21 protein-coding genes are annotated in these 17,723 nt (G+C 56.0%); 10 read left to right on the top strand and 11 right to left on the bottom strand.

The genetic code is table 11. From position 1 onward, the window contains the following. The first annotated feature begins 57 nt into the window (after positions 1 to 57). The 3 genes from STH12_RS13360 (at position 58) to STH12_RS13350 (ending at position 3,201) form a co-directional block, all read left to right on the top strand. On the top strand, positions 58 to 483 hold the full coding sequence (locus STH12_RS13360; protein ID WP_126167990.1) for a DUF3302 domain-containing protein: 426 nt from the start codon (positions 58 to 60) through the stop codon (positions 481 to 483). A 2-nt stretch (positions 484 to 485) separates the two neighbouring features. Continuing rightward, a complete protein-coding gene (locus STH12_RS13355) occupies positions 486 to 1,631 on the top strand; it encodes an HlyD family secretion protein (protein ID WP_126167989.1) in 1,146 nt (381 codons plus the stop codon). A gap of 97 nt (positions 1,632 to 1,728) precedes the next feature. Further along, positions 1,729 to 3,201 (top strand): AAA family ATPase, encoded by a 1,473-nt coding sequence (locus tag STH12_RS13350; protein ID WP_126167988.1) that lies wholly within the window; start codon positions 1,729 to 1,731, stop codon positions 3,199 to 3,201. Positions 3,202 to 3,260: 59 nt separating this feature from the next. Here the strand turns inward: STH12_RS13350 and STH12_RS13345 are convergent, their stop codons facing one another. Further along, positions 3,261 to 3,779 carry a DUF4136 domain-containing protein gene (locus STH12_RS13345; RefSeq protein ID WP_126167987.1) on the bottom strand — a complete coding sequence of 173 codons (519 nt, stop codon included), beginning with the start codon at positions 3,777 to 3,779 and terminating at the stop codon, positions 3,261 to 3,263. Positions 3,780 to 3,911: 132 nt separating this feature from the next. Here STH12_RS13345 and STH12_RS13340 point away from each other — a divergent pair, with 132 nt between their 5' ends. Beyond that, the gene (locus tag STH12_RS13340; RefSeq protein WP_126167986.1) at positions 3,912 to 4,223 is read left to right on the top strand and encodes a DUF1289 domain-containing protein; all 312 of its coding nucleotides are present in this window, start codon (positions 3,912 to 3,914) and stop codon (positions 4,221 to 4,223) included. A 98-nt stretch (positions 4,224 to 4,321) separates the two neighbouring features. On the opposite strand, the gene STH12_RS13335 is transcribed toward STH12_RS13340, so the two are convergent. The 5 genes from STH12_RS13335 to STH12_RS13315 all read right to left on the bottom strand — a co-directional run bounded on the left by STH12_RS13335 (position 4,322) and on the right by STH12_RS13315 (position 8,543). Then, positions 4,322 to 5,584: a sensor histidine kinase gene (locus STH12_RS13335; protein WP_126167985.1), complete on the bottom strand. Its 1,263-nt coding sequence runs from the start codon at positions 5,582 to 5,584 to the stop codon at positions 4,322 to 4,324. A 3-nt stretch (positions 5,585 to 5,587) separates the two neighbouring features. After that, on the bottom strand, positions 5,588 to 6,298 hold the full coding sequence (locus STH12_RS13330) for a response regulator (RefSeq protein ID WP_418856580.1): 711 nt from the start codon (positions 6,296 to 6,298) through the stop codon (positions 5,588 to 5,590). Further along, on the bottom strand, positions 6,298 to 6,699 hold the full coding sequence (locus STH12_RS13325; protein WP_164551210.1) for a DUF3019 domain-containing protein: 402 nt from the start codon (positions 6,697 to 6,699) through the stop codon (positions 6,298 to 6,300). Before STH12_RS13325 ends, STH12_RS13330 begins: the two co-directional genes overlap by 1 nt. Before the next feature lie 5 nt (positions 6,700 to 6,704). Beyond that, positions 6,705 to 7,577 carry a MipA/OmpV family protein gene (locus STH12_RS13320; RefSeq protein WP_126169523.1) on the bottom strand — a complete coding sequence of 291 codons (873 nt, stop codon included), beginning with the start codon at positions 7,575 to 7,577 and terminating at the stop codon, positions 6,705 to 6,707. A 129-nt stretch (positions 7,578 to 7,706) separates the two neighbouring features. Beyond that, positions 7,707 to 8,543 (bottom strand): LysR family transcriptional regulator, encoded by an 837-nt coding sequence (locus STH12_RS13315; RefSeq protein ID WP_126167983.1) that lies wholly within the window; start codon positions 8,541 to 8,543, stop codon positions 7,707 to 7,709. Between the two features lie 171 nt (positions 8,544 to 8,714). On the opposite strand from STH12_RS13315, the gene STH12_RS13310 reads away from it, so the two are divergent. The 3 genes from STH12_RS13310 to STH12_RS13300 all read left to right on the top strand — a co-directional run bounded on the left by STH12_RS13310 (position 8,715) and on the right by STH12_RS13300 (position 13,287). Beyond that, complete coding sequence (locus tag STH12_RS13310) at positions 8,715 to 9,890, top strand: acyl-CoA dehydrogenase (protein WP_126167982.1); 1,176 nt, start codon at positions 8,715 to 8,717, stop codon at positions 9,888 to 9,890. 77 nt (positions 9,891 to 9,967) lie between these two features. Then, on the top strand, positions 9,968 to 12,235 hold the full coding sequence (locus tag STH12_RS13305) for a dehydrogenase E1 component subunit alpha/beta (protein WP_126167981.1): 2,268 nt from the start codon (positions 9,968 to 9,970) through the stop codon (positions 12,233 to 12,235). After that, positions 12,232 to 13,287, top strand: coding sequence for an ACP S-malonyltransferase (locus tag STH12_RS13300; RefSeq protein WP_164551209.1), 1,056 nt, complete (start codon positions 12,232 to 12,234; stop codon positions 13,285 to 13,287). Before STH12_RS13305 ends, STH12_RS13300 begins: the two co-directional genes overlap by 4 nt. A gap of 129 nt (positions 13,288 to 13,416) precedes the next feature. On the opposite strand, the gene STH12_RS13295 is transcribed toward STH12_RS13300, so the two are convergent. Next, positions 13,417 to 13,683, bottom strand: coding sequence for a hypothetical protein (locus STH12_RS13295; RefSeq protein ID WP_126167979.1), 267 nt, complete (start codon positions 13,681 to 13,683; stop codon positions 13,417 to 13,419). Positions 13,684 to 13,910: 227 nt separating this feature from the next. Here STH12_RS13295 and STH12_RS13290 point away from each other — a divergent pair, with 227 nt between their 5' ends. Continuing rightward, positions 13,911 to 14,447, top strand: a complete 537-nt coding sequence (locus STH12_RS13290; RefSeq protein ID WP_126167978.1) for a GNAT family N-acetyltransferase — start codon at positions 13,911 to 13,913, stop codon at positions 14,445 to 14,447. Here the strand turns inward: STH12_RS13290 and STH12_RS13285 are convergent. Then, on the bottom strand, positions 14,418 to 14,930 hold the full coding sequence (locus STH12_RS13285) for a YcxB family protein (protein ID WP_126167977.1): 513 nt from the start codon (positions 14,928 to 14,930) through the stop codon (positions 14,418 to 14,420). The two genes, STH12_RS13290 and STH12_RS13285, sit on opposite strands and share 30 nt — an antisense overlap. A gap of 88 nt (positions 14,931 to 15,018) precedes the next feature. On the opposite strand from STH12_RS13285, the gene STH12_RS13280 reads away from it, so the two are divergent. Beyond that, entirely contained in the window at positions 15,019 to 15,435 is a 417-nt protein-coding gene (locus tag STH12_RS13280) for a TehB-like domain-containing protein (RefSeq protein ID WP_126167976.1), read from the top strand. Here the strand turns inward: STH12_RS13280 and STH12_RS13275 are convergent. The 3 genes from STH12_RS13275 to STH12_RS13265 form a co-directional block, all read right to left on the bottom strand. Beyond that, positions 15,395 to 15,817, bottom strand: a complete 423-nt coding sequence (locus STH12_RS13275; RefSeq protein WP_126167975.1) for a VOC family protein — start codon at positions 15,815 to 15,817, stop codon at positions 15,395 to 15,397. The genes STH12_RS13280 and STH12_RS13275 overlap by 41 nt on opposite strands. Positions 15,818 to 15,858: 41 nt before the next feature. Further along, complete coding sequence (locus tag STH12_RS13270) at positions 15,859 to 16,242, bottom strand: VOC family protein (protein ID WP_126167974.1); 384 nt, start codon at positions 16,240 to 16,242, stop codon at positions 15,859 to 15,861. A 100-nt stretch (positions 16,243 to 16,342) separates the two neighbouring features. Then, complete coding sequence (locus STH12_RS13265) at positions 16,343 to 16,927, bottom strand: NADPH-dependent FMN reductase (protein ID WP_126167973.1); 585 nt, start codon at positions 16,925 to 16,927, stop codon at positions 16,343 to 16,345. 162 nt (positions 16,928 to 17,089) lie between these two features. Between STH12_RS13265 and STH12_RS13260 the strand changes: the two genes are divergently transcribed. Continuing rightward, positions 17,090 to 17,716, top strand: a complete 627-nt coding sequence (locus tag STH12_RS13260; RefSeq protein ID WP_126167972.1) for a helix-turn-helix transcriptional regulator — start codon at positions 17,090 to 17,092, stop codon at positions 17,714 to 17,716. Positions 17,717 to 17,723: the final 7 nt, after the last annotated feature.

The following is a 17,723-nucleotide window of genomic DNA, read 5'->3' as shown; positions in this document are numbered from 1 at the left end:
AAATTGCGCTACCCTTTGGTAACAAAATCAAATCAATTGGCATCGACGGAGGTGTCTGTGTTCTTGGACTACTTTGCCCTGGGGCTGCTGTTCTTTGTGGTGATAGTGATTTTCTACGGCATTATTGCTATTCACGATATCCCTTACGAAATTGCGAAAAAGCGCAATCACCCACAACAGGATGCCCTGCATATCGCCGGTTGGGTGAGCCTGTTTACCCTGCATGTGCTTTGGCCCTTCCTGTGGATTTGGGCCACCCTCTACCGCGAAGACCGCGGCTGGGGGTTTGGCACTGTGGTAAAGCGCGAGCTGGAACTTGAAGAAAAGGTGAAAGAGCTGAGCGCCAATCTGCTGGAGCTTGAAAATCGCCTGCAGGCACTGGAGCTGGACAAAGCCAGCGCTGCCAGCCAACCCGCAGCCAACACCAGGACGAGCGACGCGCCGCTGAATACGCCATCATCCACCAAGGCAGGGGAGGAATAACCATGGATCTGCTGCTTATCCTCACCTATACCGCGTTTTGCGTGGTGATTTTCAAAGTATTCAAAATCCCCCTGACCAAGTGGACTGTGCCCACCGCGGTGCTGGGCGGCATAGTGCTGATTGGCACCTTGCTGCTGTTGATGAACTACAACCATCCGTACAGCCGCTTTGCCCGGGAATACTTTGTGTCTGTGCCCATTAACCCCTTGGTGACCGGTAAGGTAAACGAGGTGGCGGTAAAGCCCAATGTGCCGGTAAAACAAGGGGATGTACTGTTCAGGCTCGACCCGACTCCGTTTGAAGCGGCATTGGTACAAAAGCGTGCGGCCCTGAAAGCGGCCGAACAGGAAGTTCCGCAACTGGAAGCCGCCTGGGAAACCGCCAAGGCCAGTGTTGAGCGTGCCCTGGCCGACAGAGACAGAACCCTGGCGGAGTACAATCGTTATCAGGCCGGTCGTAAAAAAGGCGGCGCCAACTCGCCCTTTACCGAGCTTGAGCTGGATAACAAGCGGCAGATGTACCTTGCCTCTGAAGCCCAGCTCACGGCAGCCAAGGCCGAAGAGATGCGGGTGCGTCTGGCCTACGAGTCCAATATTGATGGCGTGAATACCAAGGTGGCGGCGGCCCGCGCCGATCTGGCCAAGGCCGAGTTTGACCTCGAACAATCTGTGGTGCGTGCACCAACCGATGGCATGGTCACCCATATGGCGCTGCGTCCGGGAATGGTGGTGGTGCCTATGCCGCTTCGGCCGGTGATGAGCTTTATCCCTGACGAGCAGCGTTATTTTGTGGGCGCCTTCTGGCAAAACTCCTTGCTGCGCCTCAAGGCCGGTGATGAAGCCGAGGTGATCCTCGATGCCGCCCCCGGTCAGGTGTTTCATGGCAGGGTGGCTCAGGTGCTGCCGGCCATGGCCGAAGGTGAAGTGCAGTCCACCGGGCAACTGCAGTCATCGGCGCGGCTGTTCCAGCGCGGCCGGGTACTGGTGATGATTGAGTTTGATAAGCCGGAAGAAATCGGCCAGTTCCCGGCAGGGGTTGCGGGGCAGGCGGCTATCTACACCGACCATTTCTCCCATGTGGCTGTGATGCGTAAAGTGCTGCTGCGGATGCAGGGCTGGCTTAACTATCTATTTGCCGAAGGGCATTAACAGACCACTGCGGCTTCCGGCGTTGTTTTGCCGGGGGATTTAGACGCATAATCGTGGGGCTCGCTGAGCCCCCTTTTTATTGAACGGATAAAAGCAGATGCAGGATGTACAGGATTTAACAGCAGTTTTACGGTCGAACACACCCATAGTGGTGATTGAAACCTATGAAGAGTATCGGGTGATTGAGCTGCTCAAACGGGTTGCTGCCACCCTGTATCAGCCGCTGTTTACCTGGTCGATTACCAGTGGCCTGTCGCGGGTCGATAAAGACATGGGCACGCAGAAGTTCAATGCCGATCCCGGCGATCTGCTCGGGCAAATTAAAGCCACCCAACAACAGGGCATTTATGTGCTGTGCGACTTCCATCCTTTTGTGCAGGATGCGCCGCGCAATGTGCGTTTGCTGAAAGAAATTGCGCTTGAGTACGACGCCCTGAAACATACCTTGGTGCTGGTAAGTCATGCTTTTGATATTCCGCCGGAAATCCGCCGTTACTGTGCCCATTTCCGGCTGTCATTGCCGAGCAAGAACCAGCTCGAAAACCTGATTGTTGAAGAGATAGACAAGGTGCGCCGTCAGGGCATTCCCCTCAGCGTCGATGAAGCGGCAGTGACCCGCCTTGCCGATAATCTGCGCGGCGTAACCTTCGATGATGCCCGCAGGCTTATCCATAAAGCCATAGTGGACGATGGTGCCATCACCAGCGACGATGTGGAGCGGGTGAATCAGGCCAAGTTCCGCCTGATGGACATGGATGGTGTGCTCAGATACGAATACGATACCAGCAGCTTCGCCGATATCGCCGGACTGCATAACCTCAAAGAATGGCTTAAGGCCCGCGCTCCGGCGGGCAGAGATGCCAGCGCGCCGCCGCCCAAGGGCATCATGCTGCTTGGGGTGCAGGGCAGTGGTAAGAGTCTGGCCGCCAAGGCCGTGGCGGGTGTGTGGCAGCGACCGCTGCTTAGGCTCGATATGGGCGCGCTGTACAACAAGTACATAGGCGAAACCGAAAAGAACCTGCGTCAGGCGCTGGAGCTGGCCGATTTGATGGCGCCCTGTGTATTGTGGATTGATGAAATCGAGAAAGGGATCAGCGGCGGCAGCAGTGATGAAGGCACCTCACAGCGTATCCTTGGGGCGCTGCTGACCTGGATGGCCGAGCGCAAGAGCGATGTGTTTCTGGTGGCCACCGCCAACGACATCCAGGCGCTGCCGCCTGAGCTGATGCGTAAGGGCCGTCTGGATGAAATCTTCTTTGTGGATCTGCCCGATGAAGAAATCCGTAAGGCGATATTCCTTATTCACTGCAAGAAACGTGGAGTGGATGTCACCAACATGGATTTGGGGCTGCTGTCGCGCTCAAGCCATGGCTTCAGTGGCGCCGAGATTGAACAAGGCGTGATTTCTGCCATTTATGCTGCGGCCAGTCGTCAGCAACCTGTGGATCAGGCCATTATCCTTGAAGAGTTGTCCCGTACCCGGCCTTTGTCGGTGGTGATGCGGGAGAAAATCCTCGCCCTTAAAGCCTGGGCCCGAGGGCGCACTGTAAACGCCCATCAGGACGAATAGCACCAAACAAAAAAGCCACCCTAGAGGTGGCTTTTCTGTTTGGTTATCCGAGGCGTTGGCTATTTGGGCGGAAACAGCGCCAGGATTTTATCGACGGTTGCCCGGGTGGCATCGGCCTTATCATCGCCGCCTTCACTGAATTCAAAGCCATCACTGCCACGCCACAAGAGTTTATCGGCGCCGCTGCTCAGTACATCAATCTGGATAACCTGATACAGCTTATCGCCGCCAAGTGGAATGCCAACGCTGGTGCCTACGCTTACGCCGCCGGAGCGGCCCCATGAGCCGCTGCCTAGGCCAATGGACAGCCCTGAGCCTGATGGCTTGCTGCCGGTTTCAAATGCCCAGGTTACCTTGAAGTCGGGGGTGGCACTTTCGCTGAAGCCCTTGGCCAGCAGGCTTTGTTCCACCGAAGTACGAATGCGCTCGGAACTGAGGGGGTCTGTGGTTTGGGGCGGCGACAGCAGGGCGAAGGTTTTCATTGCGCCAAAGTTCACTTTGGGGTCGTAGTCGGTGGTGGGGCTGCTCTGGCAGGCGGTAAGCAGCAAAGACAATAAAATCAGTAAGCTTTTTTTCATGGGCCGTCTCCCTGGTTTTTTCCTACTCTGCGCCTTGGGGCGGATGCTGGCAAGTCTTGGGTTGTAGATTATTTCGCCTTTTTAAGGGATTGATGTTATACCTAGCGGATACGCTAATCTTCGCCTTTGTCCATGGAACAATTAGTTTTTTTCGAAATTCCAAGCCCTTGTATTAACGTGTGTCAGAGTGACAACCGTGGCTATTGCCTGGGCTGCTTTCGAAGCAGGGACGAGCGTTTTAACTGGCAACAAATGTCGGATGCGCAAAAGACCGAAGTGATCCGCCTGTGCAAAGACCGCAAACGCCGCCGCGCCTACGCGCTTTACAAGGCAAAGCAGGAAGCCTTACAGGCCGAACGCAGCGCCGCCAACGCCAGCCTGGCACTGGATGATGACGCTAAGGATGAGCCCGAGCTCGATTTGGGCGATTTCAGTCTCGATTAAGCCGCCGTTGTTGTACCTTAATGCCCCACACTAACTTCAGTTCCAGCCTAATCTCAGCTTCAGTCTCAGCTTCAACGTCAGCCTCAGCCTGGCCGCCATTAAGGCTTGGTGGGTAAGATAAGGGTAAAGCGGGTTTTGCCGGGCTTGCTTTCAAGCTCCACGCTTCCTTTATGGCGCTGCATGATGCGTTTGATAATCGCCAGCCCCAGACCATGGCCCTTGTTGCCATTCTGGGCACTGCTGACCCGGTAGAAAGGTTCAAAAATTCTGCCCTGATCCTGGTCCGGGATCCCCTCGCCATCGTCTTCCACCCACAGATACCACCGGCCCTGATGACGCTCAAGCCCAACCAGAATACGACTCTGGGCGAAGCGCTGGGCGTTGGTGATAAGGTTTTGCAGCGCCCGCTCAATCAGCGATGGGTCGGCAGGGGCTGTGGCATCCTCAGTGGGCAATTGCAGCTCAATGGGCGTATCGGCAAGGGTTTTAAGCCGTTCCACTGTCTGGCGGGTCAGCGCCGATAAATTGGTGCGCTCAAATTCCAGCTCTTCCCTTGGAGCCTCCAGGCTGGCAAAGGTGAGCAGTTCGGAAAGCAGCTGCTCCATCTCTTTGATATCCATCTGCATATCCGCAAGAAAGGCATTGCGTTTGTCTTCGTCGCTGCCTTCGCCGCAGTAGGTGGGCATCAGCGCCAGGGCAAACTTCAGCCTCGCCAGCGGGGTGCGGATTTCGTGGGACACGGCATTGGTCAGGTGCTTTTGATTATCGATTAGGGCGCTGATATGGCGCGCCATTTCGTTGAAGGTGTCGGCAAGACTGGCCACCTGAGAGCGGCTGGAAAGGGCGATACGGGTATCCCATTTGGCACGGCCAAAGGCCTCGGTGGCTTCCCGCAGAATGCGGATATCCCGCGACAGCGGCCAGACCCAAATCAGTGCCACCCCGGCAAGCATCAGATAGAAAAACAGGGTAAAGAGGCCACGAAGATCTTCCCGCGGATCTATCTCCAGCGGGCCTGCCATCAGCACCTGCTCACCAATGCGCACCAGCCGCATCTCCTTGTTGTCATCCAGCGCTATGGTAAAGACTTTGTCGCTGCCAAGGGGAGTATTGCTCGACAGCGCCACCTGGCTGGCATCCACCAGTGTCAGTGGCAGGGCTTTATCGTCGTCGAGGAGTTTCAGGTGATGGGCGCGCTCGGCCGGCGGCATATCCGCCAGAATTTGTGCCAGCGCCAGGAAGGGGGCGTCCTCAGCCGTGGTGTCGTCCACGTTGTGGTGCCAGAGGCTGTCCAGTGTCCAGCCTATCCCGAGGATAGACAGACACAGGAGCAGATACAGGCTGAGGAAGAGGCGTTTCACGACTCAGTTGGTCCAGGCCTCGGGGGCAAACAGATAGCCCTGACCCCACACGGTTTTGATCCTGAAAGGGGTTTCCAGATTGTCGTCGAGCTTTTTACGCAGGCGCGAGATGCGCACGTCTATCTTGCGGTCTTTACCATCGAAGTCGATATTGAGCAGGTAATGGTAGATGTACTGACGGCTCAGCACCTGACCGGCCTGGGAGGCAAGCAGCCACAGCAGCTCAAACTCATGGCTAGTCAAATCCACTTCTTTCTCGCCCAGGCGAATAGTCTGGGTGTGCGGATCGATACTGAGTTTGCCGAAGGTGAGGCAATGGGTTTCCTGCTTGGGCGGCGCGCTGTGGCGGCGCAGCAGGTTGTTGATACGGGCAACCAGCAGCGCCGGGTCGACTGGCTTGACAACATAGTCGTCGGCGCCAAGTTCCAGCCCCTTGATCTGGTCTTCGTTGGAGCCCAGGGCGCTCATCAGCAGAATGGGGCCAGCGAAGTAGTCGGGCAGCTTTTCAATCAGGGTCAGACCGTCCATGCCGGGCAGCATAATGTCCAGCAGAATGATATCCGGCTTGTAGTTCAGCAGGCGGGTCAGTACGGTATCGCCGCGGCGCTCCAGCTCCACATGCATGCCGTTGGCCTTGAGGTAATCCACGATAAGATTGGCAAGGCGCACATCATCTTCAACCAGCAAAACTCGGTGTGGTGCTTGTGTCGTCATCAGAAGATACTCCATGGGTTACGAAAGCGCCGCCGGGTTTGGGGTTCGCTCAGGGGTTTGACTCTGAGTACCGCGTCGGCGAGCGGCTGATTACTCTGTTGATCGCGCATCACAAAATGCACGTCTTTGTCTGTGCTGATATCCAACGTCAGCGAGTCTTGTTGCTCGTCCTTAATGCACCAGCGTTGCAGCTGAGGCAAATCCACTTCGATGCACACCGGCTGTTTGGACAACCAGGTGAGGGTGACCCGAATGTCACAGCGCTCGGACTGAGGATTGAACAGGCACAGGCTGGGGGTCAGTTCCAGGCTGCTGGACTTTTTATCGGCGTCTTTGGTCGCTGCCAGGCCGGGTGGGCTTAACAGTGGCAATAAAAACAGCAGGCGACCATAGGATTTCAAAGGCGCTAGAACCTGTATGCGGCACCAATCAGGTAGGCGTAGCTGTCGTCTTCATCGAGCAGCGGGCTGGCCGCGATGGTGTCGGCAAATCGGGTGTAGCGGGCTGTCATCAGTAGTTCCCATTCAGGCGTCAGATGGTACCGGGCCGTGAGTTCCGCACCGCGGTTCCAGCCGTTTTCTGCCCGGTATTTGTCGCTCCAGTATGCACTTTCCGATGGCCGTACGCCATAGTAGTAGCTCACAACTTCTTGGCTTTTCCAGTCAAAGAATACTGCAAAATCAAGGCTTAAGTTTTTATGCCCCAGATGGTAGTTCCACTTTACCTGGCCTTCCATGCCGTCGTGCACATCGAATAGATCATGCAAAAGCGCGAGTCGCCAGGTGCCGAAGCGGTTGTACACATAGGCCTCTATTCCGCCAAGGTAAGTAAAGTGGCGTGACTCCAGCTCACCGATTTTTGGCGGCTCGCTGCTGGCCTGCATTGGCATGGCAGACATAGGTATTTGCTGAAACGAGCGTGAGCTGCCGGCAAGGAAGATATTGGATGGATCCCAGCGGTAGAAGAAGGCGCGGTCACTGGAAAAGCCGGTCACCAGATTCACAGTGAAGCGTTCCTGCTCGGTAAGGGTGTAACCCACAGCGCCATTGTCGAAAAACCAGTTATCACCGTAATAGGCGATAGTGGGCAGCACATAGATGGGGATGTCTTTGTAATCCTTGAGCGGATTGGTTTTCTGGCCATAGCCGAAGGCAATGCCCAAATCCCAACTGCCTGTGGTGATACAGTCGGTGGTGTCGTCGCACACCATTTCGGCCCGCGCGGCCAATGGCGAGAGGCTGATAACCGACAATATTAAACCGTAAAACAATGACTTCATCTTAATGGCTGACACGGGTTTCTCGTTAACATTTATGGCAACAGAGTATCATTTAATTTCAGCCAAACCAGCGGTTAAACTTTGGCGGTTGCAAATTGATACCTGTGTCTTAATCCGGTAACTGTCAGGTTAATTGCACAGCTTGCAAAGCACGGAAAGCTGGCGTTGTTGCACGCTTTGTGCTCGGCCCAGGGGCAACGCCAGCCCAACAGTGCGCTTAAGTTCGATGTCTGCCAGCGGCCGAAACACAATATCCTGTTGATCCAGCAGCGCCGGTATGGCAGGCACCAGGGCAATGCCGAGTCCGGCTGCCACCAAACCCACCGCATATTCGATGGTCTGAATACGGGCCCGCACCTGCATCTTTATCCCTTCCATATCCAGCAATTGTTGCAGACTTGTCAGGGCCTCGCAGGGGGCTCTGTGAATAAAGGGTTGCCCCTGTAAATCTTCGAGTCGGATGCTGTTTTTCAGCGCCAGGCTGAGGGAAGGGGGAATGGCCAGTAAATAGGTGTCGTGCCACATGGCCTGAAAGCTTTCGTTGGGGGTCAAGTCGGCGGTGGTGATGATGCGCCCATCGCACTCTTCACTGGGCTCCACCAGGGTTAAATCCATGTCCGGACAGGCGGCGGTGAAGTCTTTGAGCAGCATACTCATTCGATTTACGCCCAGGGAGCGGATAAGCCCCAGCCGAAACGGCACCTGGGTTTCGGGTTTGGAAAACAGCGACTGAATGGCTTTGGACTCGTTTAACAGCCGCTTGGCGAGCGGATACAGACGCATGCCTGCATCTGTGGCCGAGACACCCTTGCCGTGGCGGGCAAACAGCTGCACACCGAGCTCGGATTCCAGCGCAGCAATGGCCGCCGAAATCGAGGGCTGGGCGATGTAGCAGTGCTTGGCGGCAGCGCTGATACTGCCTTTTTCGAGCACGGCGACGAAGTAATTCAAAGCCTTAAGATTCATCTTTCCCTGCACGTAAGGTATAGGAAATTGCTATGGGAGTAAGAGAAAAAGAATATTTTTCCTAATGATTGATTATGCCTATGCTAGTGCAAATCACAAGTGGCGCTGAGGCCTCAGCTATTGGCCATCCAAGCTGCCTGCAAACAACAAGACATAACAAAGGACGACCCTATGGCCCGCGTGCAATTTGACTGGCAAGACCCGCTGAATTTTAACTCCCTGCTGACCGAAGAAGAGCGGATGATCCGCGATATGGTGCACGAGTATGCCCAGGACAAATTGATGGCGCGGGTGCTGATGGCTAACCGTGAAGAGCATTTCGACCGCGAAATCATGAACGAGCTGGGTGAACTGGGTCTGCTTGGTGCGACTCTGCCTGAAGAATACGGCTGCGCCAACGCCAATTATGTGAGCTACGGGCTGGTGGCCCGTGAAATCGAGCGGGTCGACAGTGGTTATCGCTCGGCCATGAGCGTGCAGTCGTCCCTGGTGATGCACCCCATCTACACCTATGGCACCGAAGCGCAGCGGCGCAAGTACCTGCCCAAGCTGGCAACAGGTGAGTGGGTGGGCTGCTTTGGTCTGACCGAGCCGGATGTGGGCTCGGATCCCGCTGGCATGAAGACCCGCGCCGAGCGCATTGATGGCGGCTATCGCATTACCGGCGCCAAGATGTGGATCACCAATTCCCCCATTGCCGATGTGTTTGTGGTGTGGGCCAAGCTTGACGGTGCCATCCGCGGCTTTGTGCTCGAAAAGGGCATGAAGGGCCTGTCGGCGCCCAAGATTGAGGGCAAGTTCTCCCTGCGCGCCTCCATCACGGGTGAAATCGTGATGGACAACGTGGAAGTGGGCGAAGATGCGCTGCTGCCAAACGTAGAAGGCCTTAAGGGCCCGTTTGGCTGTTTGAACAAGGCGCGTTACGGCATCGCCTGGGGCGCCCTTGGTGCCGCCGAATTTTGCTGGCATGCGGCCCGTCAGTATGGACTGGACCGTATTCAGTTCAACCGACCGCTGGCGGCCAATCAGCTGTATCAGAAGAAACTGGCCGATATGCAAACCGAGATAGCCACAGGTCTCTTTGCCTGCCTGCAGGCTGGCCGCCTGATGGATGCCGATGCCCTGCCGGTAGAGGCTATCTCACTGATTAAACGCAACTCCTGTGGCAAGGCGCTGGACATTGCCCGCATCGCCCGCGATATGCACGGCGGCAACGGCATCAGCGATGAATTCCATGTTATCCGCCATGTGATGAACCTCGAAGCGGTGAACACCTACGAGGGCACCCACGACATCCATGCCCTGATCCTGGGCCGCGCCCAGACAGATCTGCAGGCATTTTGCTGATGGGAAAACGGGGGCCGGGTGCCCCCGCTTTTGTCTCGTTCATTCAGTGAGGGATGTTCATTCAGTGAGGGATAAGCATGGAAGACAGGGCCATTGCCGTTGAGCGGCAATTTATTGAAGCATTGGAAAGTGGCCGTATCGAGGCCTTTCTCGAACACACCCAGGGCTGGGATCATCGCCGCCTCGGGCTCAGTGATGCCGACTTTGCGGGGATTTTTGAGTCCCAATTAAAAAGCCGCCTGCTGGATTTGGAATCGCGGCGGATGCGTGCCCGCAACGAAGGCTTTTATACCATCGGCTCTTCGGGCCACGAGGGCAACGCGGCCATTGCCGCTGTGCTCAATACCAGCGACATGGCATTGCTGCACTACCGCAGCGGCGCCTTTATGGTGGAGCGCAGCCGCCATGAGGCGAGTGAGACAGTGCTGTGGGATATGATGCTCTCGTTTGCGGCCTCATGCGAAGACCCTATCTCCGGCGGCCGCCACAAGGTGCTGGGCAGCAAGTCACTCAATATTCCGCCGCAAACCTCGACTATTGCTTCCCACCTGCCCAAGGCGGTGGGGGTTGCCTTGAGTATTCCGCTCACCGAGCGTCTGGGTGTTGAAGGGGCTTTGCCTCCTGATGCCATTGCCATGTGTAACTTTGGCGATGCCTCGGCCAACCACGCCAGCGCCCAGACCGCTATTAATGCGGCCTGCTGGGCGGCGTTTCAGAATATTCCCATGCCGCTGATGTTTGTCTGTGAAGACAACGGCATAGGCATTTCTACCCCCACTCCCAAGGGCTGGATTGGCGCCAACTTCAGCCAAAGGCCCGGGCTTAAGTATTTTTGCTGCGATGGTCTGGACTTGCTCGACACCTACAAGGTGGCCAAGGAGGCGGCCCATTGGTGTCGCAGCCACCGCCAGCCGGTGTTTTTACATGTGCGCACCGTGCGCCTGATGGGCCACGCCGGCAGTGATGCCGAAATTGCTTACCTTCCCAAAGCGAAAATCCTTGAAAACGAAGCCCTGGATCCCTTGCTTCGCAGCGCCGCCATGCTGATAGAAGCAGGTGTGTTGAGCGCAGAGCAAATCCTCGCGATGTATCAGGAGCTTAAAGGCCGGATCGCCGCCATCGCCAGAGTGGCTGCCACCCGTCCCAAACTGAAAACTGCGGTTGATGCCATGGCAAGCGTGGTGCCGCCGAGGCTTGCCAATCCCCGCGCAGTGAAGACGTTGGGAGATGACGCCTTTGCGAGTCTTTTTGCGGCCGACAAGCAGTCGCTCGGCAAACCTGTGCACATGGGTAAGCTGATTAACCTGACCCTTACCGAGCTGATGGCGAGTAACGATAATGTGGTGGTGTGTGGTGAGGACGTTGGCAAGAAGGGCGGGGTATACCATGTCACCTCGCGGTTGGTGGAGCGCTTCGGCCCCAGCCGGGTTATCAACACCCTGCTGGATGAAACCTCTATTCTGGGGCTCGCCACCGGCATGGCCCATAATGGCTTGCTGCCCATTCCCGAAATCCAGTTTCTGGCCTATGTACATAATGCCGAAGACCAGATTCGCGGCGAGGCGGCGACCTTACCTTTCTTCTCCAATGGCCAGTACACCAATCCCATGGTGATCCGCATCGCGGGGCTGGCTTATCAGAAGGGTTTCGGCGGTCACTTCCACAACGACAACTCTTTCACCGTGTTTCGTGATATTCCCGGGCTTATCCTTGCCTGCCCATCCAATGGCGCCGATGCCCAGGGGATGCTGCGGGAATGCGTGCGTCTTGCCCGCGAAGAGCAGCGGCTGGTGATATTCCTCGAGCCCATCGCGCTCTATATGACCCGCGATCTGCACGAGACCGGCGACAGCCTGTGGGCGGCGGAATATGTACCGGAGCGGGAAGCCACGCCATTGCCATTCGGCGAGCCAGGCCGCTTTGGCGAAGGTAAGGATCTGTGCATCATCAGCTACGGCAATGGTTATTACTTAAGCCGTCAGGCCGAAAAGACCTTGGCCGAAGCGGGTATCAATTGCACCCTGGTGGACCTTAGGTACCTTGCGCCCCTCAACGAGGCCGCCATTTGTGATATTGCCGCCAACTGCCGCCATGTACTGGTGGTGGATGAGTGTCGCCGCTCAGGCTCGGTCTCTGAGGCGATAGTCACGGCGCTGCATGAACGGCTTTGCGATGACTGCCCGCCCGTGGCGCGACTTAACGCCGAAGATTGCTTTATTCCGCTGGCGGATGCTGCCACCTTGCCGCTGCCAAGTAAGGACAGCATAGTGGCGGCCGCGCTCAAGTTGGTGCAGGGGAGCAGAGAAGAGGGTGGCATGGTGATTGGACTGGAGGCATCGGCATGAGCACAACGAAAGAAAGAGTGTTAGTGATAGCCCCCGGCCGTGGCTGCTACAACAAAGAGGAGCTTGGGTATCTTCAGCGCCTCCACGCCGATAAGGGCGACTTTATCGCAGGTATCGATGCCTTTCGGCGCCACGAGGGGCAAAAGAGTATTGCCGAACTCGATGCCATGGATAAGTACTCCTTCAAGCTGCATACCCCGGGCGAAAATGCCTCGGCGCTTATTTACGCCTGCGCCATGGCCGACTTTATGGATATCGACCGGGACCGCTTCGAGATAGTGGCGGTGACCGGCAACTCCATGGGCTGGTATATCGCCCTTGCCTGTGCCGGGGCGCTGGATGAAGAAGGTGCCATAGGGGTCATTAATACCATGGGCTCCATGATGCAGGATGGCTTAATTGGCGGGCAGCTGATTTATCCCGAGATGGATGAAAACTGGCATACGAACCCGGCTGCGACCCAAATGCTGGATGCCTTGCTTGATGAGGCCGAGGCCACCGAGGGCTGCGCTCTGTACACCTCGATTCATTTGGGTGGTTTCAGGGTGCTGGCGGGCAACGAGGCGGGGCTTAAACTTGCCGAAGCGAGGCTGCCGAAAATCGATGAGCGTTACCCTATGCGGCTTTATAACCACGGCGCCTTCCACTCGCCGCTGTTAACCGAGGTCTCTGCCAAAGGCAAAAGTTTACTGCCAAAGGGCCTCTTTAAAGCACCCAAGATCCCCATGGTGGATGGCCGTGGCGCCATTTGGACCCCATACAGCACAGACACTGACAAGCTGTGGGATTACACCCTCGGGCATCAGGTGACCGAGCATTATGATTTCACCGCAGCTGTGCAGGTGGCGGTGAAAGAATTTGCCCCGGACCGGGTGATGATTTTGGGCCCGGGCACCACTCTTGGCGGCGCTGTCGCCCAGAGCCTCATCGGCTGCAACTGGTTTGGCTGGCACAATAAGGCTGAGTTCAGCGCAGGCCAGAAGCAGAGCTGCCCCATGATTGCGCTGGGAATGGAGACGCAGCGCGAACTGGGAATTAAGCCCAAGTCTTAAAGCTGTCACGTTAATGCCAAGAGGCTCCAGCAGCCGTTTGGCGTGCACTGCAAGGATTTGGCTCCAGAGTGTGACACAACCATGAAAAACGGCCCCTCGGGGCCGTTTGTTATTCAGTGCGCAGGCGATTTACTTTAAATCCCCAGCCTCCACCGCCAGGTAACCCATCTCAAACAGCTGATCGTTAACACAGGTCAGCAGAAACTCGTCCCGCTCTTCCCGTGGCACTTCCTGTTCGAGGATGAGATCCAGACAGACCTCTTTGATTTGTTTTACATCTTCGCTGGGCGCTGCTGGCAGGTCCAGGGTGGGTTCTTCTTCGGCGGATACGGCAAAGCTGACCGCAAGCGCCATAGCCAGGGCTGCTTGGGTGAGGATTGCTGAGGGGGTGCGCATGTTGGGTTCCTTTGGGATAACAGCCGTGCGGGTCCAAGGTGCCGCTCGGCAGCCTTACAATTCCCCGTAGGCGGCGCTATTGTGACAGCAAGTAACGATATTGGGAATCGCAAGATTTTCGTAGTATCGGTCAGTTTTTTTTGCCTTGGATTGGGGATAAGTCCGCTTGCGAACTCTTGGGAAGAACTGGCATAGTAATTTATTTATTTTAAAGGGAATTATTTGCTATGAGCGAACACGGCTCGCCAATTTATCAATCCAGCGATGGCCGTATCAGTGTGCGTCACAGCGGCAGCCAGGATATTGAAGCCATTTGTGCCATCTACAGTCAGCCAAGTTGCTTTGCCAACACCCTGCAACATCCGTTTCCCTCGCTCGAGCGCTGGCAGAAACGGCTGGGTGAGTTGCCTGAAAACTGCTACAGCCTGGTGGCTGAAATCGACGGAGAGGTTGTAGGGCAGGCGGGCATGGAAGTGTTCAGCCGCCCACGGCGTAAACACGTGGCCAATATGGGCATGGCGGTGAGCGAGGAGTTTCAGGGTATTGGTGTTGGCTCAGCGCTGCTTGCCGCCATGTTGGAGCTGGCCCACAACTGGCTGGCGGTACGCCGCATCGAGCTTGAGGTCTATACCGATAATCACGCTGCCATCAAGTTGTATAAACGACATGGCTTTGTGATTGAAGGCGAGGCCATTGGCTACGCCTTCCGCGGTGGTGAATACGTGGATGCCTTTTTAATGGCCAGTTGCCGCGACTTCAACTGAGTCGCTGCCAAGGCCGAAGCGCTGCTCAAGGAAGGCGGCGGCTTCATCGGAAAGGGCGCTGCGGGATAAATACTGCCGCCCCTTACCCTGACGTAACAGGTAGCCGCGTTCGGTACGGCTGATACCATCCAATGCATCCCAGTTGAGCTCGCGGCGCTGGCCGAGGGATTCGGTGATAAGGCTGGTGTCTGTGATCGTGAGTTTGATATCACTGTTGGCAGCGCGGCTCATTAATTGGCGCCACAACCACCAGGCGCGCCGATAGCGCACACTTAAAAACTCCACCACAGTCAGGCCCATAAAAAACCAGCCGAGGTAGGTCGGAACAGGGCTTGCCAGCAGGGCAAAGGTCATCAGGGCAAAGCCGATGGTTTTCACATAGGGCTGCCAGCCTTGTGCCGTGGAAACAGATTCATCAAAGCACTCTTCAAAATGGGCGCGATTCAGGATAAAACTGTGTTGGTGGTGTAAACTTGAAGGCATTAGGATTACTTGAGTTCGGATGCTGACGGGAATGATCCCATTGTAGGCTTAATGAAAGGTTAATTCAGCTGTACCGGAGACGGGACTCATGGCATTGGTACCAAAAAACTATATTCCGCTCGGTTCGACCCGGGTGTTCGGCGGTAACGACGTACCCGAGTTGCTGCTGTGCCAACACAAAACCCGTCAGGGTTTTTTCAGTCAAATTGAGGTGTTGGACGGCGAGCTGCTGTGGTTTGGCTACCGTGAGCAAGACGGCGAACCCACCATTGAAGTTCGCCTTAGCGCCAAAGACAGAGCCATGACCCACCCCGGCAAGCTCTACCGCATCGAACCGCTCACCGAAGATACCCGCTTTCGCCTCAACGTATTTGCCCACGAGAGTCTGCATGAAGCCAATGCCAATGCCGACACCACGGTGGGCCTGTTCCTCGAAGGCGAACACTGCGACACAGACCCGGTGTTTATTGAGGGTACTGGTTACGGATTGCAGGCTCATCGCTGAGGTATTCGACAAATTCCACTTCCATGCCATCCGGGTCGATAAAGTAAACATTCCGTCGGCCCGAATCCGGCGCGCCGTCTTTGGCAATGGCAAAGCCAGCCGCGTCCAGACGGGCAATCAGGGCATCCAGTGAGGCCACCACAAAGGCAAAGTGCGCCAGTCCAGGCTGGTGGCCGGTCAGATCCCGCGCTTCACCTTCGCCGTCGTTATTCAACGCAATATATTGATAGTCATCGCCAAAGTGCAGCCATTGGCGCGGTTTGCCGTACCAGCTGCCTTCGCCGCCGCCCCTAACCTGCCAATGTGGGAAAGCGGCTTTGTAGAAGCTGAGGCTCTTTTCCAGGTCGTGCACGACCAGATTGATGTGTTCCAGATGTACCATGGTGCGCTCCTTGTATCGGTTTTATTGCTTATAGTTCCTGGTCAGTGTTTACGCCTGGTCACCCGGCAGGGGGGATCCAGCCGCATGTCACCGGCGTGGTATAGCTTGATGTGGTTGCCGCTGGGGTCTTTGAGGTTGACTTCACGCCACAGCCAGCGCTGATCTTCCGGCTCGCTGTCAAAGGCGATACCGCGGGTTTTAAGCTCGGCAACCCAGTCATCCAGTCGGTCACTCTCAAAATACAGGCTGTGGCCGCTGCCGGGCTTTTCGGTGCATAGGTGCAATGAAAAACTGCTGTCCCCTTCCGGCAACATAAAGCGGGCATAGTGGGGCGTATCGACGATTTGAATGGCGCCGAGCTCCAGATAGAAGTCCACCGCTGCCGCCATGTCGGTCACACTCAGTGTTATTTGATTCAGTCTCATCTTTGCTTCCCCTGGCTTTTTTTCTGGTTTGTTTGGCTCAAGTCGCTTCGCTTAAGTCGGTGTTTTCACTCAGCGCTCAGGTCGATGGCGCTGCTTGCCATTACATGCCGTAGATAAAAGGGTCGCGATAGGATTGCAGTGGCTTTAACAGCTCGGCGTAGCGGCCAAGTAAAGACACTGATTCAGTGATGCGCTCACGGATGGCGCTGTCGCGGCTGCTCAGGGCGCTGCCTTCAACTGGGTGCAGCATCTCTTCGACATTTCGGACGATTACATTGGCTGGGATAAACACCATCTTGTTGTTTTTATTGCCACTTACCATGAGCTCCGCCAGCGGGAACACTCCATTGACGCTGGATGAAACCGACACCAGCAGCGCCGGTTTGTGGCCAGTCACGGGGACGCTGGCGTTCATCAGCAGTTGTTTCAACATGGGAGTGGCCATGCCGCTCCACTCGGGGGTAATGAGAACATAGGCATCGCTGGCACTGAGTTTGGCCTCGATGATGGCCCAGTCTTCGCCCTTACTCTCTCGGCTGTCGCCATCCCAGAACGGCAGCGAATAATCAGCCAGTTCTATTACCTCGACATCGCTGAAGCTGTGTCTTTGTGTCTTGATAAATTCGGCCACTCTGCCGCTTTGTGAGCCTTTGCGCTGACTGCCGTTGATGATGCTGAGTTTCATGGGGTCCTTCCTTATTAGTAAAGTTTTTTGTTTCTAAATTAATTTGTAAGGTAAATACTTTACTTAATTATGTAAAGCTAAAAATAAACAAAAAAGTTTACTTAATACTTTGGTTAACGATAATAGACCCAGAGCAAGCTGCGCTTTGTATTGGGTGAGACGATGAAAACCTGCCAAAAAATCCTCGATTTGCTGAAGCTGCAAGGGCCTATGACTGCCGCTGGCCTGGCCGAATCGCTGGGGCTGACCTCCATGGGGGTGCGCCAGCATCTGCAGGCCATGGAAGCCGAAGGCAATCTCAGTTTTGAGGACATCAGTGAGGGCCGTGGTCGCCCGGCGCGTTACTGGAAGTTGACCGATGCGGCGCAAAACCAGTTTGGCGATCGTCACAGCGAGTTGACCTTAAGGCTGATTGATTCGGTAAAGGTGATTTTTGGCGATGCCGGGATGGATGCCCTGATAAGCCACCGCGAAGCCGCCTCTGAGCAGGCCTACCTTGAGCGGATGGCGGGTGTCAGCACCCTTGCCGGGCGCCTCGAGCAACTGGCGGCCATTCGCACTGAAGAAGGCTATATGGCGACGGTGGCAAATGAAGGGGATGTTTGGTGGCTGTACGAAAACCATTGTCCTATCTGCGCGGCCGCCAGCAGTTGCCAGAACTTTTGCCGCTCTGAGCTCATGCTGTTTCGTCGCCTGCTGGGCGAGGGGGTGACAGTGGAGCGTAGCGAGCATATCGTCGAAGGGGCGCGCCGCTGCGCTTATCGCATCACTGCGGCGATTGCCGACTAAGGCGCTG

This window comes from Shewanella khirikhana (genome assembly GCF_003957745.1).
Lineage (GTDB): Bacteria > Pseudomonadota > Gammaproteobacteria > Enterobacterales > Shewanellaceae > Shewanella > Shewanella khirikhana.
This window is presented reverse-complemented; position numbering and strand designations above follow the sequence as displayed.